This is a genomic window from Virgibacillus salexigens (assembly GCF_000723585.1).
Classification (GTDB): Bacteria; Bacillota; Bacilli; order Bacillales; family Amphibacillaceae; genus Virgibacillus; species Virgibacillus salexigens.
The window spans coordinates 1,051,683-1,067,821 of record NZ_CCDP010000001.1 but is presented as its reverse complement, the minus strand read 5'-3'; the positions used below and the strand labels follow the sequence as shown (position 1 = coordinate 1,067,821).

At 37.8% G+C, this 16,139-nt stretch carries 14 protein-coding genes; 6 read left to right on the top strand and 8 right to left on the bottom strand.

All coding sequences use genetic code 11. The features are described 5' to 3' along the window. Positions 1-48: 48 nt before the first annotated feature. From BN990_RS04815 to BN990_RS04800, 4 genes are all read right to left on the bottom strand, one after another. Positions 49-1,320, bottom strand: a complete 1,272-nt coding sequence (locus tag BN990_RS04815; protein ID WP_038242729.1) for an extracellular solute-binding protein — start codon at positions 1,318-1,320, stop codon at positions 49-51. A 178-nt stretch (positions 1,321-1,498) separates the two neighbouring features. After that, positions 1,499-1,762, bottom strand: a complete 264-nt coding sequence (locus BN990_RS04810) for a hypothetical protein (protein WP_038242726.1) — start codon at positions 1,760-1,762, stop codon at positions 1,499-1,501. A 21-nt stretch (positions 1,763-1,783) separates the two neighbouring features. After that, positions 1,784-2,689, bottom strand: a complete 906-nt coding sequence (locus BN990_RS04805; RefSeq protein ID WP_038242724.1) for an ROK family protein — start codon at positions 2,687-2,689, stop codon at positions 1,784-1,786. Positions 2,690-2,970: 281 nt separating this feature from the next. After that, positions 2,971-3,852: a TetR/AcrR family transcriptional regulator gene (locus BN990_RS04800; protein ID WP_038242722.1), complete on the bottom strand. Its 882-nt coding sequence runs from the start codon at positions 3,850-3,852 to the stop codon at positions 2,971-2,973. A 268-nt stretch (positions 3,853-4,120) separates the two neighbouring features. Here BN990_RS04800 and BN990_RS04795 point away from each other — a divergent pair, with 268 nt between their 5' ends. Further along, positions 4,121-7,180, top strand: a complete 3,060-nt coding sequence (locus tag BN990_RS04795; protein ID WP_021289382.1) for an efflux RND transporter permease subunit — start codon at positions 4,121-4,123, stop codon at positions 7,178-7,180. A gap of 406 nt (positions 7,181-7,586) precedes the next feature. On the opposite strand, the gene BN990_RS04790 is transcribed toward BN990_RS04795, so the two are convergent. The 3 genes from BN990_RS04790 to BN990_RS04780 all read right to left on the bottom strand — a co-directional run bounded on the left by BN990_RS04790 (position 7,587) and on the right by BN990_RS04780 (position 10,134). After that, positions 7,587-8,042 (bottom strand): hypothetical protein, encoded by a 456-nt coding sequence (locus BN990_RS04790; protein ID WP_021289383.1) that lies wholly within the window; start codon positions 8,040-8,042, stop codon positions 7,587-7,589. Positions 8,043-8,045: 3 nt separating this feature from the next. Then, positions 8,046-8,867, bottom strand: coding sequence for a DUF3100 domain-containing protein (locus BN990_RS04785; RefSeq protein WP_021289384.1), 822 nt, complete (start codon positions 8,865-8,867; stop codon positions 8,046-8,048). 64 nt (positions 8,868-8,931) lie between these two features. Beyond that, a complete protein-coding gene (locus BN990_RS04780; RefSeq protein WP_021289385.1) occupies positions 8,932-10,134 on the bottom strand; it encodes a M20 family metallopeptidase in 1,203 nt (400 codons plus the stop codon). A gap of 345 nt (positions 10,135-10,479) precedes the next feature. On the opposite strand from BN990_RS04780, the gene BN990_RS04775 reads away from it, so the two are divergent. From BN990_RS04775 to BN990_RS04755, 5 genes are all read left to right on the top strand, one after another. Then, positions 10,480-10,779 (top strand): DUF2089 family protein, encoded by a 300-nt coding sequence (locus tag BN990_RS04775; RefSeq protein ID WP_021289386.1) that lies wholly within the window; start codon positions 10,480-10,482, stop codon positions 10,777-10,779. 533 nt (positions 10,780-11,312) lie between these two features. Next, positions 11,313-12,422 carry a glycerol dehydrogenase gene (locus BN990_RS04770; protein WP_021289387.1) on the top strand — a complete coding sequence of 370 codons (1,110 nt, stop codon included), beginning with the start codon at positions 11,313-11,315 and terminating at the stop codon, positions 12,420-12,422. A 121-nt stretch (positions 12,423-12,543) separates the two neighbouring features. Next, on the top strand, positions 12,544-13,281 hold the full coding sequence (locus tag BN990_RS04765) for an alpha/beta hydrolase (RefSeq protein WP_031335058.1): 738 nt from the start codon (positions 12,544-12,546) through the stop codon (positions 13,279-13,281). An 87-nt stretch (positions 13,282-13,368) separates the two neighbouring features. Next, complete coding sequence (locus BN990_RS04760; protein ID WP_238323667.1) at positions 13,369-13,962, top strand: hypothetical protein; 594 nt, start codon at positions 13,369-13,371, stop codon at positions 13,960-13,962. A 98-nt stretch (positions 13,963-14,060) separates the two neighbouring features. Beyond that, on the top strand, positions 14,061-14,993 hold the full coding sequence (locus BN990_RS04755) for a Gfo/Idh/MocA family protein (protein ID WP_021289390.1): 933 nt from the start codon (positions 14,061-14,063) through the stop codon (positions 14,991-14,993). 106 nt (positions 14,994-15,099) lie between these two features. Here BN990_RS04755 and bla read toward each other — a convergent pair whose 3' ends face one another. Continuing rightward, entirely contained in the window at positions 15,100-16,029 is a 930-nt protein-coding gene (gene bla, locus BN990_RS04750; protein ID WP_038242719.1) for a class A beta-lactamase, read from the bottom strand. Positions 16,030-16,139 lie beyond the last annotated feature (110 nt).

The following is a 16,139-nucleotide window of genomic DNA, read 5'->3' as shown; positions in this document are numbered from 1 at the left end:
CTCTGAAGAAGGGCTGCCAACTCAAGGCAACCCGAAAGTCATTTGCGCTTAATTTTCTTCTTCTAAAAGTGCTTGCATTTCTTTAGCCAACGCTTCGGGTGTTTTTTCATCCAACGTGATTGATTGCAACCCATTATTTATCATATCTGTTAGGTCAGGAGTAAGCGTTGCGTCATATACGGGTGCCAATCCATTTTGGGCAAACCGATTCGCTTTTTGAAATAAGCGAGGTACATCGTCATCCATTGGAATATCAGCCGGAACAATAATATTCGCTTGTGCTAATTGTTGATATAAATCTTCTGCATAAAAATATTTCAGAAAGGTAAAAGCGGCTTCTTTTTCTTCATCATTTAATTCACTGTTCAAGGCAATTCCACCTCCAGCTACTCCAGCTATCTTAGAAGGGTCTCCCTCACCACCTGCAAAACTAGGAAATGCAGCAACTCCGATGGAATCTGGATCGTCTACACCTTCTAAAATTGGTCCAATTGCCCAAGAACCAGCCAAATGCATCGCTGTTGTTCCATTAATAAATTCACTTCTTGCTTGAGCTTCATCTATCGTATTCATATCTTCGTTAAAAGCTTGTATTTCTGTTAACTCTTTAATTACTGTTAAGGCATTTATAAATTGATCGTTTTCAAATGTTTCTTCTTTACTTAATACATTCCCTAAGAAATCACTTCCTGTATAGCGATCAGCAATCGTTGAAATATAAATCGATTGCAGCGGCCAAACAGATTTGTTACCGAGTGAAATTGGTGTTTCTTTGTTATCATTTAACATACCAATTAATTTCTTTAGTTCTTCGTAAGTAGAAGGAAATTGTTCATAACCTGCTTCTTTTAATTTATCCTTATGATAAAATATGAGACTTGTCTCACTTATGTTAGATGGAATAGCATAATAATTACCATTAATTGCATAATCTTGTAAAATTTCATCCGGTATTATGTCTTTCCAATTATCTACTATAGAATTAAGTGGTAATAAAACTCCTCCTTCAGCTAACGGAGCTGTTCGAGCCCCAGGCCAAACTCTCATCATATCTGGTAGTTGTTTCCCAGCAGCTTGTGTACGGAGTTTTGTTTCATATTGATCATGCGGAATACTTTCCATCTTTATAGTAATATCTTCATGTTCCTCGTTAAACTGTTTGATAATGTCTTTATATACAGTATTTTCTGGACGATCCTCCGTCCAATCATTCCAAAGGGTTAACTCAATTCCTCCATTTCCCGAAGCCTCTTCTCCCCCGCTACAAGCTGCTATAAACATGAAAAACAACCCGACAGTTAAGCTTAATAACTTCTTCAATTTCCATACCTCCCTTTATTAAGCGCTTACATATATCTTAACAAGATAATAAAAGACGATATATCCTATAAATCTATAAAATTATCCGATTTTTTCAAATTATTATTCAATGAGGAAAGCTCCAAAATACCTCATAAAAAAAAGCCAAGCATGTAAGCCTTGGCTTTTAGAAATAGAACTAACCTTTATTTAAAGAATGAAAGATATAATAGATTACCGTACCTAAGATTAAGGAAATAAACAGCCCCATGATCGTAGCTTCAGATTCAAATGTGTTCCCCCTGATATTGATGGAATACAAGGAAAATTGAAACATCGTCGGACTTGAAGAAACAGAAGTAGTGCCCATTAACCGGATGATGAATGGAGCACTAAAAACAATCAAAACATATATGAAGACAAAGCTTATTCCCAATTTGAGTGACTTCCATAAGACGGGCATTGGCATTCCCCCTTTCTTTACTCAATTTATATCTAAAATATCCAATTCCTTTTCTCTCAGAAACCCATACACACTTCCGAGAAGATTGGCATGTTGTCGGAATGCACAAGTATTTATCATTGGCTTAACCGTAGAATCTTCAATTAATTCAATGATATGAGTAAGTTTTCCATCAATTCTGTCTACCAAATCGTTTCTTTCACTTATTCCACCACCAATAAGAATAATCTCAGGATCATAAATATATTGTAAATTATAAATTCCGAGTGCAAGGGAATGATAAAATGCTTCTAAGGCTTCGATACATATAATGTCTCCCATATCGGCCATGTCAAAGATTGCCTCCCCTGTAAGGTCCGAGGCATCCAATTGTTTTTGTTGGGCAACCTTTTTTACTAAAGCTTTCGTAGAGGCAATTTGACTCCACGTTACACCGTTCTCAGAAGTTTTTGTCGGAATTAACATATATCCAAATTCTCCACCATGCAAATTAGCCCCTCTATGAATCAAACCATCTTTGACAACTGCTCCTCCTATCCCAGTTCCAATGACAACGACAAGCACATCTTTTCTATCTTTGGCAGCGCCTTTCCATATCTCAGCATAAGCAGCACAATTTGCATCATTCTCCATATACACAGGCAAACCAATTCGTGCCTTCAGCATCTGCTTTATATTTGGTCCATGTAAATACGATACAGCACTAGCTCCTTGGATAAGCCCTTCATCAGTTACCGCACCAGGACAAGAAACTGTCAAAGCCAAGGTATCAGAGTTTTGTAAAATATACTGTTCAATTAAAAGGAATAGTTCTTCTAATGTCTTCGGTGTTTTCTCTTTATGATGTTTGAGAATTTCTCCAGACTCATTCACTATTCCTTTTTTAATATATGTACCACCAATATCCAAAGATATGTATTTATCCATCGATGGCCGCCCCCCTGTTTCTTTTTTTTTCAACTATTATATCATTCAACTATTATAAAAATTGGATTTTTCAGAAATCAAAATCAACCTTTTGATGGTAATGAATTTCATATCATGACGTTAATCTTAGAAGGGAACATCAATGAATTTTATTTAGATGCAGCCAGAAGAAAAAGCCAAGCTTACGCATTGCAGCCCTTGGAATCGTATATCTTGGATGTTTAAACAGGATCGCTCTTTTGGAATAAGGAGAAAAATTTGCCTGAAGTTTAACCAGCCCATTAATCTTCTGTTGCTGGAAGTAATTGTTCCTCTAATACATATGCTTTTGCAGCTAGCGTTTCTTCCTCTTTTAATAATCGAAATAAACCTCTCATCACAAGTTCATCTGGTTTTGATTTTCTCGATTCTTCTGATATCCGGTCCGTTACCTCAAGGTAGTAAGTAGCATTTCGAAGTTCATGAATCCTTTTATACAGCGCTTTCCACGCACGTTCTCTGTCCTGGAACGATGTAAATGCTCCGTCTCGGTCCATTCCTACAGAAAAAGGGCGCATTATCTCATCGTCTAAAAACGGAACACTGCTACCTTGGAGAAAATCCTTCGCTAGAATATCAATCTGTCTTACGATATGTTGACCAAGCCCCTCCGGAGGAAGCACATTTTCTGAAGAAATGATAAGTCCCATATACGATGTATAAATGGATTGTGTCATCCACATTAAATCCCATTTGTAAGGCAAGATACTTTCACCATATAAATCAATTAAATTCTGTTCCAGCCAGTTAAATAATCGCCCTCTCATCCGATGGTGTAATCCCTGAAGCTTCTCACTGTTTTGAGCTGACTCCCCACGGATATGCATTTTCATATACGATTTATACTCTAATATTCCTTCGAATTGAACTTGAAACTGTTTAGCAAAACGTTTATAAGGTGGTAAATTATTATCCAAGCCTACTACAAAAGCACGTTCAAATACAAGCTGTTGATAATGTTCGTATATCGATATAATTAGATCTTCTTTTGATGGGAAAAACGAGTATAGCGAACCTTTTGATACACCAACATTATCTGCGATTTGCTGCATCGATGTACGTGTGTATCCATATTCTGCGATCAATTCAACAGCTGCTTCTAATATTGCTTTTCTTTTATCCATCATGCTCACCTCAATGTCTTCTACCACTAGAATACACTACTTGTCCAGTAAAATGATAGTCACAAACAGGGACCAGCACCTCTTATAGCAGCATTCCCTCTTCACTTATGTTTACACTATATCTTTTTTTAATAAGTAAACAATGAATGATTAAAACAAAAAATGACTATATAGTCATAAACATCTATACTTTATATTGCAATAAATATATGGTATAACTAATACCATGTTGACCAAACAGTCTAAAGATCAAAAAGGAGGCTGGCACATGCTGAAATGGATCTTAGAACGTTCGAAGCTCTTTATTATATTTATTGTGTTATTCGTCATTGTTGGAGCATTTACATTCATTCAACTTCCACAACGCGAAATTCCAGAAACACCTGTAAATATCGGTACCATCAACACTGTATATCCTGGTGCGACGGTGGACACAGTTGAACGGTCCATTACAAATCCTATTGAGTCTTCACTCCGATCAATTGATGGCATCGCTGAAGTAACTTCATCTTCTTCAGCTGGCTTTTCTAACATTGTTGTCGAAGTTGAAGAAGGAGAAAGCAAGAAAGAAGTATTTGGTGACGTCCGGCAGGCTGTATCCAGTTCTTCTGCTTCGTTTCCAGAGGAGGCACTGGAGCCAGAAGTTAACGAATCAACGTCAAAAATGCCAATCGTTTCCTATCACATTACAAGCGATAATCGCGATAACCTGCTCTCTCTTGGAGAGGAATTGAACCAATGGAAAGATGAAGTACAAGAATTATCAGGTGTTTCTGGTGTAACCATCAAAGGATTGCCTGAAGAACAAGTTTTGATTAAATTAAAGCAAGCTGAATTAAAAGAGGCTGGTTTGAACGTGACTGATGTTCAAAGTGCCATTAATAATGAGTACTATCCAATTCCTTTAGGAAAGCAGCAAATGAATGATGAAGTTGTCCAGCTCTCTGTTGAAAACTATGATTCGCTCGACCAGATGAATGAACTATTCGTTGGTAAAAACACAGAGGGGGATGCTGTCTATTTAGAAGACATTGCTAGTGTTGAAGTGAGTTCAAAAGAACTTGAAGATATGATTACATTTGAAGGTAACCCTTCTGTATCATTCACTGCTTATGTTAAGTCAGGAGAAGATATCCCAACCGTTGATGAGCGGGTAAGCGATAAAGTGGCTGAGCTTTCTGAAAACCTGCCTTCAAATGTCGAGCTCGTGTCGTATTATTCACAAGCATCTATTGTAACGGATATTTTTGATGGGCTATTCCTATCTCTTGCTATTTCTGTTTTAGCTGTGATTGTTGCTGCATCGCTTGGACTTTCTGGATCAGGTGCACTTGTAGTGGCACTTGCTGTTCCAATATCCGTTCTTACTGGTTTAATACCATTACCATTCACAGATGTTGACCTTAACCAAATTTCTGTTATTGGCTTAATTATTGCACTAGGAATTATCGTGGATGACTCTATCGTTATTAATGATAATATTCAACGTAGATATAAACTAGGTGATAAAGGACTAATTGGTACTACCACTGGGGTAAAAGAGATCTGGGTATCGATTGTAACCTCTTCCCTGGCAATTGTATTTACTTTCCTACCGCTGGTCTTCCTGTCAGGTGGAAATGGAGCATTTATACGCGCATTGCCAACCGTTCTTATTACTACAATTATCGCATCCACACTTGTTGCCCTAATATTTGTGCCAATTCTGCGTTATTTCTTAAATCGTTGGTCTAAGAAACCGATGTCTGACGCACCAGGTCTTCTTGGAAAACCTTTAAATAAGCTTGCTGATGTTTATGCAGATAAACTCTTAAAGAAATTTTCAAAAAAACCGATGCTTGTCTCCATTCTTGGGCTTGTATTTACAACGGCCATCTTTGGATTGATTGTCTTAACACCATTTGAATTCTTCCCACCAGCTGATAAGGAAGAAGTAACCGTAGATATCACACTTCCAATTGGTACACCAATTGAAGAAACACATCATACGCTTCAAGACATTGAAAAAAGATTAAAAACAGATGACGGTGTGTATGAAACAGGTGTCTTCACAGGAACTGGGACTCCTGGTCTCTTTAATAGTTCATTGTCAAGCACTGGAGAAAATACCGGACAAATCGTAGCTAGAGTCGACAAAAAAAATCAAACAACCCAAGGGCTGATTGACGATTGGACAGATACACTCCGAAATGAATACCCTGATGCTGAGATTTTTATGGATACTATTCAGCAGGGACCTCCCGTAGGGGCTCCAGTAACAGTTACCGTCAGTGGGCCGGAAATCAACAAATTAATTGAACTGAGAGATAGACTTACGAAGGAAATAGAAGGGCTTGAAACAGATATTGTCGTAGATAATGTAGGTGATTTTGAACCTTCTATAGAATATGTACCTGATCGTGGTGCACTCGAAGATAATGGAATTACCGTCAATCAGGTTAGTCAGCAAATTCGACTTGCGACGGAAGGTATCCCATTAAAAGCATTCGATAATGGTGTCGTTGAACGTGATATGAATATTGTATTAGAAGGAAATGAAGGTAAGGTTGACCTTTCAAAACTTGAGGTTCCAGCAGCATCTACAGATGGAACACCTGAACTCATTTCTTTAGATGAGCTTGTCACAACAGAAGAAACGGAAAAGCTTCAGAAAATCCCTCACATTGATGGCGAACGCTCGATTACACTTCGTGCCTTCCCAGAAAACGAGGAGAATTATGAGGCAAACGTAACCGATATCGTTGAAAATCAACGTAATCAGCTTGAGAACGATGATTACAGCATCACAATAGGTGGAGAAAATGAAGCGCAAAGTGATTTCTTTGCCGAAATCACCGTACTCTTCATCATTGTACTGTTCCTAGTATACCTGTTAATTGCTTTTCAATTTAACTCACTTTCGTTACCGTTCCTCGTACTTGTTGCGGTTTACCTGGCAATCTCAGGTGCGATTCTTGGTTTATTCGTCACGCAAACACCAATTAGTTTCCTTGGTGTTATGGGGATGGTTTCACTTACTGGTATTGTAGTGAGAAACTCCATTGTGTTAATTGAATTTATCGAACAAGCGCTGAATAGAGGCATGAATGTGAAAGAAGCTGTGATTGAATCTGGACGCGTTCGCTTACGCCCGATTCTTCTAACCGCCATCACATCAATTGTTGCCCTGATTCCAGTTGCAGTAAGTGGAGATGCTCTCTTTACTCCACTTGCCATAACCATTATATCTGGTATCCTCTTCTCAGCAGTATTAACGCTGATTATGGTCCCAATGCTTTACCTTGTTTTCTATCGATTTAGAAGAAAGAAAACAACAAAAGAAGCATAAGCTATACGAGAAAAGAGATGGAGACAAAGGTATCTTAATCCTATAATAATCCGAACGACTCCACTTGAGTCCGTTCGGATTATTTGTTTTCTCATTGCTCCGTCAAAATACTCCGCTTTCCGCGGGCACGGCATCAGCTTCCTACCCCGGCAAGGGGTATGCCGATGTTGTCCGCAAAGGACACGTTTAGTCGTCCCTCATCAGAACACTTTCCTGCAGGGTCTATAGCGCGTGCTGTTCCCGCAAGAGTCTACGTATTTTGACTACACTTTTGTATCAGCGGTTATTTCATTCCTATTTACCCCTTCGGCTTTTAAGTTATTGTGTTCCGACTCTTGTTAGAATGAATTTTATAATATATTTTATTTTAGAATAAATGCGTTATATATAAGAACGTATAATTAGCCTAAATAACTCCCTGTATTCGTAGTGTGATTTCAGCTATGATTGCTGAACCTAAATAAGTTCCAACTAACACAAACATCCCAACAATGATCGTCTTCCAGCCTAATTTAACGAAATCTGCCCAGGAACGGCCGATTGAGATTCCTGCGTAAGCTAAGATTGGTGTTGTAATTGCCAGTAAGTTAACCTCCGAAGTCCAGGTAACAATTTGTTCTGATCCAGGGAAGCCAGGAATCGTTAAGATAAATGCTAACAAACCAATATAAGCAATGCTTGGAATTTTTTTAGAGGGAATGAGACGATGAATGATAAGACCCGCTAAACTAATTAACGCTAACGTAATTATTCCTGGAATTGCTTGAAGCGGCATAATATCATAGCCAATCCAATTACCAATAATAATCATTGCACCAATAATCACAAATAATAAAATCCATTCTTGGATATTTTTCAGCATGACCTACACCGCCTTTGATTTTTTACCAATTTTATTCTTATTTGATTTGTCTCTTGTCATTATTTCGTATAATTTTTCCGTTAACGGCAACCCAATAAAAATACTTGCATATAGTCCTGTAACAGAGGTAAGTAAGTTACTAGCACCAGAGAATGCGGTTAATGTTTCTGCCATATTTGGATGTGCTGCAACTAGCGGACCTAATGATGCTGCTGCCATGCTTCCACTACCAATACCGGTTGCCATCGCAAATGAATATGGATGAAGTGGCGTAATCGTAGCTAAAAATCCTGAAGCTAATCCAAGAAAGATCGAGCCGAATACCGTACCGAAAATATACATAGCCATTACACCTCTTCCCTCCGGGGAAGATAGTCCATATTTATCAGTAATAAGGGCTAAATTAGCTTCTCTACCTATTGAGTGAGTCATACCAACACTTTCACGTTTCAAACCTAATAAGATTGCAAGTGGGAGAGCAATTAGAATGGTTCCTAAGTTTCCAATCTCCTGAAATACCAATGCCCAGCCTGCTTCAATTAATTGCGGCAATGCAGTACCAGCTTGTACGCCAAACTTTGCAATGAGCAAGGTTACTGAAATAAATACAAGCGATTCTGCATGAATAGATTGTTTCTGTTTAACAAGAGGTGTAAAAAACAAAGCAATTCCAATAATGACGGCATAAAGCATCGGCAATAATAGAATAACGCCAGCACCTATTGGAATCTCATGTGTTCCGATTATTTCTGTAAACATAACAATACCAAATACGAGTAAATGTAAGCGCCAATCCTTCCATAGTTGAGCTGCTTGTTGTGTCATTCTGTTTGCCTCCTCGAATAATGAATGAGGAGCCTCTAACTAATAGAAGACTCCCATCAAATAATTAACCAATTTCATTTAATGATTTGTTTGCATATTCATTCATGTATTGAAGAGTGGCAGCTCCTAAAACTTTTGCAGCATGTAGTAATGCCCGTTCGTCAATATCAAATTTAGGATGATGGTGTGGGTAAGCGATATCCCAATCTTCATTTCTAGCTCCTGTGAAGAAAAAGGTCCCTTTGACATGTTGTAAATAAAAAGCGTAGTCTTCTCCCCCCATAATTGGTTCCGTTACCTTTACTGCTTCTACACCAGGTACTTCTTTCGCAACTTCTGCTACAAATTCTGTCTCTTCTTTATGGTTTACTAAGGTAGGATAGCCGCGTGTATACGTATACACATAATCAGCCCCTGAGACATCACAGGTAGCCTTAATAATACGTTCCATTTCTTTTTCAATAAATTCTCTCGTTTCTTCTTTAAACGTACGTACTGTACCAACTAACTCTGCTGAGTCAGCAATCACATTATATGGGTTTTCAGCAACAAAATTACAGACCGACACAACTGCTGAATCTAGTGGATCTACCTTCCTGCTTACAATTTGCTGTAAGTTATTAATTAATTGTCCACCAATAACCACGCTGTCCTTTGTATCATGGGGATGAGCTGCATGTCCACCTTTTCCTTTAATCGTAATATCAAATCGATCTGGAGCTGCTTGCAAGGCTCCTGTACGATATCCAATTTCTCCTAATGGCATTTGAGCTTGTAGATGGGTACCAAAAATAACATCGACGCCATCTAAGCAACCATCTTCAATCATTGATATCGCCCCACCTGGTGGCAGTTCTTCCGCATGTTGATGTAAGAAAACAATCGTTCCTTCTAATTCATCTTGTAACCCGTTTAATACTTTCGCTAAGCCTAACAGTGTCGCTGTATGCCCATCATGCCCACATGCATGCATCACACCATCATACTTTGATTTAAATGGGACATCGGTTTGTTCATGGATAGGAAGCGCATCAAAATCAGCTCTTAAAGCAACCGTTGGACCAGGCTTTGCCCCTCTTAGATAAGCCAAGACCCCATTACCACCAACATTCGTGCGAACTTCATGTCCTAACGCAGTATGATAATCTGCAATATATGCTGCTGTTTCCGTTTCCTCAAAAGATAATTCCGGATGTTGGTGAAGAAATCTACGTATTTCTACCATTTCTTCATAGACTAAATCTAGATTACTATATAACTTTTCCATGTAGCTCACCCCTTTTAAATATTATTCTTATAGTAATACAAGTTTTCAGAAATTTAAATGGGAAATAATGGTCAGATATAAATTTATACTAGAGCCAATTGGATGAACGAATCCTATTTTCTAGGGAAAAGTATGTGTTTATTTTCCTTATCTAGGAATAACTTCGAAAATAAACCTGCTTAATAAGAAATAGTGAGAAAGGATAAAACGTGAGATCCAAGCCATTATCCCATTTATAGCTTTAATATTATTGAAATAAACATAAATTTTATTAAGGCTAATATATAAAAATATTTAACTTTAATATTGATTATGATACTATTAAGCAAGTGAGGTGACTATAAAATGGATCCAAAAGATACGCCCGCATGGATAGCATCCTTAGAAAAGGAAGATATAGAGTTTATTCGAAAATTTGTTTTAAGTTCAGGTTCATTAAAGCAAATCGCGAAGAGTTATGAAGTTTCGTACCCTACGGTGCGAACAAGATTAAATCACATCATTCAAAAGATCGAACTAAATGATGAATTAGAGAAAGAGCCTCTGATTAGTTATGTTAAACAATTGGCAATTGAAGACCGCATCCAATTAGATGATGCGAAACGAATTATTGAAAAGTATAAAGCAGAAAAGAATGATTATTAACAAATAGAGTTCTTTCTTCATGAATTTGGAACGGTAACTATCATTATTTTGGGTTCAGCTGCACAAATCTTTTTTCGAAACAATATAATATCTTGGAGGGGGAGTTGTTCCTACACTTTATGTGTCGATATTAACTTGGAAGTTTGTTAACCATTACATCGAAAGTATACTGGCTTATATGCTAATTATTTTAGTAGGTATAATCTGTTTTATCGAGCAGTGGTATCTAGCTAGGAACTCCCTTCAAAAGCAACGTAAAAAAGAATGATTCAAAATGAAAACCTATGATTTATCTAACGTTTCATGCTTATCTGAAAGAAAATCAAGTCTCCTTAAATGAAAAGTGAAAGACATACATAATGTAGGAAAGAACAATCCAAATGTCATCCGAGTATAAGTTCCTATTCGAATGATCGTTTGGATATTTTTTTCGCTTTTTCCGATACGAGCATTTATAACCATCCTTTTTAGATTGAATTAAGAAAAACTTGGGAATACCTAAGGTGGACGAAATAATAAAGGAGTGTAATATCATGACAGAGCGAATCTTTATCAGTCCAGCAAAATACGTTCAAGGCAAAAATGCCATTCATAATATTGGACAATATGTCAAAGATCTTGGTGATCAAGCGATAGTTATTGCCGATGAAACAGTCTGGGATATAGCTGGTAATGACGTTGTGAAATACTTAAAGAAGGAAGCTATCCAAACAGAAGAAGTTGTATTTAATGGTGAAGCTTCGAAAACAGAGATGAAGCGGATAACGGATATTGCCAAAAACGCTAAAGCAACGGTCGTTATAGGTGTGGGAGGTGGTAAAACACTAGATACCGCTAAAGCTGTATCCGATGATATAAATGGCAGTACTGTGATTGTGCCGACAACTGCTTCTACAGATGCGCCGACAAGTGGGCTTTCAGTCGTTTATTCGGAAGAGGGTGTATTTGAAAACTATCGCTTCTATAATAAAAATCCAGACCTTGTCGTAGTAGATACGAAAGTAATTGCTGGTGCTCCAAAACGCTTTCTATCATCAGGTATCGCTGATGCCCTCGCTACATGGGTCGAGGCAAGAAGTGTTATTCAAGCGAAAGGAAATACGATGGCAGGTGGTAGTACAACTATCGCTGCACAAGCAATCGCAGAAAAATGTGAGGAGACCTTGTTTGATTATGCACACCTTGCTTATGAATCGGTGAAGGCTAAGTCTGTCACACCTGCTCTTGAAGCAGTCGTTGAAGCAAATACATTACTTAGTGGTCTAGGCTTTGAAAGTGGGGGGCTAGCTGCAGCACATGCGATTCACAATGGATTCACAGCAATAAAAGGCGATATTCACCATCTAACACATGGCGAAAAGGTTGCGTTTGGAACACTTGTCCAGCTTGCTTTAGAAGAACGTTCCTTAGAAGAAATAGAGCGTTACATTGCGTTATACATTCACCTCGAATTACCTGTAACTTTAGAAGAGATTAAATTAAAAGATGCCACCCGCGAGGAAATTATAAAAGTGGCAGAAGCAGCAACAATTGATGAGGAAACCATTCATCAGGCATTTCAAGTAACCGCAGATGATGTGGCAGACGCGATCTTTGCCGCTGATCAATATGCAAAAGCTTATAAACAAAAAGTCAATAAATAGGTCACTTCAACTTGTGGGGGATTCATCCTCCTCAAGTTTTTTTATAAGGGTTAGTAACATCTTTGAATATGGTAAAATCAAAATCAACGTAGTGAATACAAATGAGAAAGTATGTGTAAAAATGAAGAAGATCATTAAATATATTCTGATTATTACTTCCCTACTTGTGTTCATCGGCTTTAGTGTATTTTGGATATGGTCTGAACAAACCTATGAAGCTTCAAATAACCTGTCGACATTCCTCGGTAATGATACCATGGAGTATCAGCAAAATTGGCTTGTTTTTGAACCAGAAAATCAGCAAGCAAAAACTGGTATCATCTTATACCCAGGAGCAAAGGTTGAACCAGAGGCTTACAGCTATTATGGAGATACATTATCAAAGGAAGGCTACCTTGTTATCATTCCAGAGGTCTTATTCAACTTTGCAATTTTTGATCAAAATATTGCGCAAGAGATAATGGATTACTTTCCTACTGTGGTTCAATGGATTATTGGAGGTCATTCACTAGGAGGCGTTGCTGCTGCTTCATTTGCTTTTAATAATCCAACGAAACTAGATGGTCTTATCTTGTTAGGATCTTACCCTACAGATAATAATAACTTCACAGGTATGGATCTACCCATGTTGTCTATTTACGCGAAAAACGATGGATTAACCACCCCCAAAGAAATACAAGAAACTCAACATTTGCTATCGCAGCACGCAGAGTTACAAGAAATTCAAGGTGGCAATCATGCACAGTTCGGGATTTACGGAGAGCAAAAGGGAGATGGCAATGCGACGATTTCTGTTGAGGAACAACAACGGAGGATTACAGATACAATAAAACAGTGGTTAGACGATGCCAATCTTTAAACAAACAGCATTATTTTTATATTTAATGAAAGGAGGAAGTTGAGAGAAATGGATACCCTGCTCTATTTTCTTTATACCATCATATATTTGATATTACTTATCTGCGTCGTTCGTTCACCCTTTTCTCAGAATAATTGGTCATTGCGTTCGTTTATCTATCTTGTCTTACTTGGTTTAGTAATCGATAATAGTATCATTGCAGTTGGCAGATTTATTGGAGAAGGTATGTTTCTCGAGTATCTGAATCTCAGCCGTTACTGGATCCATGCGTTAATCACGCCTACATTAGTACTCTTTTCCTTTGGGATATTGAAGCCATTCAACCTTCGAATCTTTCAACATAAGGCAGCTTTCATGGTTACTTTACTGTTTACCATGCTATTAATAATTTTTGAATTGTTTACTGAAACCATTCCTTTACATTTAAAACCACTCTGGGAATATGACGTCTTACGTTATGTTCCAATAGAATCAGAGAGTGGTCCACCTTTCATGATATTGTTCGTTACTCTTTGTTTATTGATTGTAGGTATTATTTTATCCGTTCGTATAAACTGGATTTGGATGTTAATGGGAGCTTTGTTGATAACATTAGCTAGTGTCATTCCTATCCCCTTAAATAGTTCGGCTATAACCAATGGTTTTGAATTATTTTTAATGTTAACATTAGTATTAACATAACAAAGAGTAGATAGATAGCCAGAAAAATAAAAAGACTGCTTGTTTAGATTAATAGTTGATTATAAAGCTACAAGCTTTTATATTCTAAGTGGTAAAGGATGATGAATGTGGTAAATCTTCCTCGAATTGGGATGGTAGGTTTAGGCGGGATTGCTCAAAAAGCATACTTGCCGATCCTCTCAAAAGAAACAGATTGGACGTTTGTAGGTGCATTTTCACCAAGTCGTGAAAAGAGAAAGACTATTTGCAAACAATATCGCATCCAAGATTTTTATAGCTTATCAGCATTAGCACAAGCTTGTGATGCTGTATTTGTACATAGCTCAACCCAGTCACATTACGAAGTCGTTTCAGAGCTATTGAATAAAGGACTCGACGTCTATGTCGATAAACCTTTGGCTGCGTCTATTTCAGAAGCAGAAAAACTAGTTGAATTAAGTAAAACATCAGGAAGAAAGTTGATGGTCGGTTTTAATCGCCGGTTTGCACCAATGTATATGAAAGCGAAGGAACAAGCAACTAATATTGCTTGGATACGTGTTGAAAAGCATAGAGCAGATAGTGTTGGTCCTAACTCTTATGCATTCACCATGCTAGATGATTATCTTCACATTGTGGATACAGTACGTTGGTTAAGTAATAGTGAGCTTCGTGTATTACATGGAACGATTCATACTAATGGGGAGAATCAACTTTTGTACGCACAGCATATGTATCAATCCACTCAAAATATATCTCTCACCACAGCAATGCATCGAAAGGCCGGGACAAACTTAGAACAAATTGAACTCGTATGCGATGGTGTAATAACTCGTGTTAAGAATATGAACAACACAGAAATCGAAGGAAACAACACCGTTTCAAGCTCTTCTTTCTCTTCATGGGACACGGTATTAAAACAACGAGGATTTGAAGGTGCTGTCTATCATTTCGTAGAATGTATAAAATTTGACAAGCAGCCTGTGATTGATGGAGTAGAAGGATTTAAGTCACAGCGGTTGCTGGATCAACTATTAACCCACCAATCGTAAAAGGACCGATTATACGTCTAATTTTAATCAGTCCTTTTAACATTCTGCTCATTTATTATCACATAGCTACTTACCAATTCTAAACTGCCTGCATACGACTAGATTTTTACTCATCATCTGATTGTATATGGTCGATTACTGCCTTCGTTGTCTCTGCAATTAACTTGTCATCATACTCCGCATCTTTCTGATCGCGTTTGGAAAGGATAGCAAGAACAATTGGATCGCCTTCTGGCGGCCAAATAATAGCAATATCATTTCGGGTACCATAGGAACCTGCACCCGTTTTATCTGCTACTTCCCAATCATCTGGTACACCTGCTCGAATCAAATGATCACCAGTTGTATTTCGCTTCATCCAATCCATTAACAGCAATCGTTTCTCCTTCGGAAGTGCATCTCCTAGTGTGAAAGCTTGAAGACTGTTAACAAGTGCTTTTGGGGTACTTGTATCAGCTGGTTCTCCTGGTGTAAAATCATTTAACGCTGGCTCTATACGCTGCGGATCAGTAACATCATCCCCTATATTTCTAAGTACCTTTTTCAATCCACTCGGACCTCCGATTTGGTTGAAAATAAGATTTGCCGCTGTATTATCGCTGTAGCGAAGGGAAGCATCGCTAAGTTCTTTAAGAGTCATCCCTGTATCAACATGCTTCTCTGTAATTGGATTATAATTTACCAGATCATCGTTTGTATAAGTAATCCTTTCATCTAATTCCGCTATTGACTTTTGTTGTAAAAGGGCCCCTACGGCAAGCACTTTATGGGTAGAAGTATAAGCAAATCGTTCATCTGACCGATAAGCTATCGATTCGTTCGTTCCCATGTCCAAAGCATATACACCAAGGGTGGCATCAAATTCATCCTCAAGGCTTTGAAAACGATCCTTTATTTCTGGCTTTGGCTCTTCTCGATGACTTTCACTACTTGCCTCATCATCTGTACAACCTATTAAGGCTGCAAATGAAACAAATAATACAAGCCCCGTTTTCTTCCATTTTATTAACTTAAAAAGCTTGTTCCCTAAATTCATCCCCATTCCCTCTTTCTACATGAAGTTTTGATCTTAGCCTGATGTTCACACAACATATTTAATCAGATTCCTACATGTTGAATCACCTCTAGCGAAAAATATGGTGTACT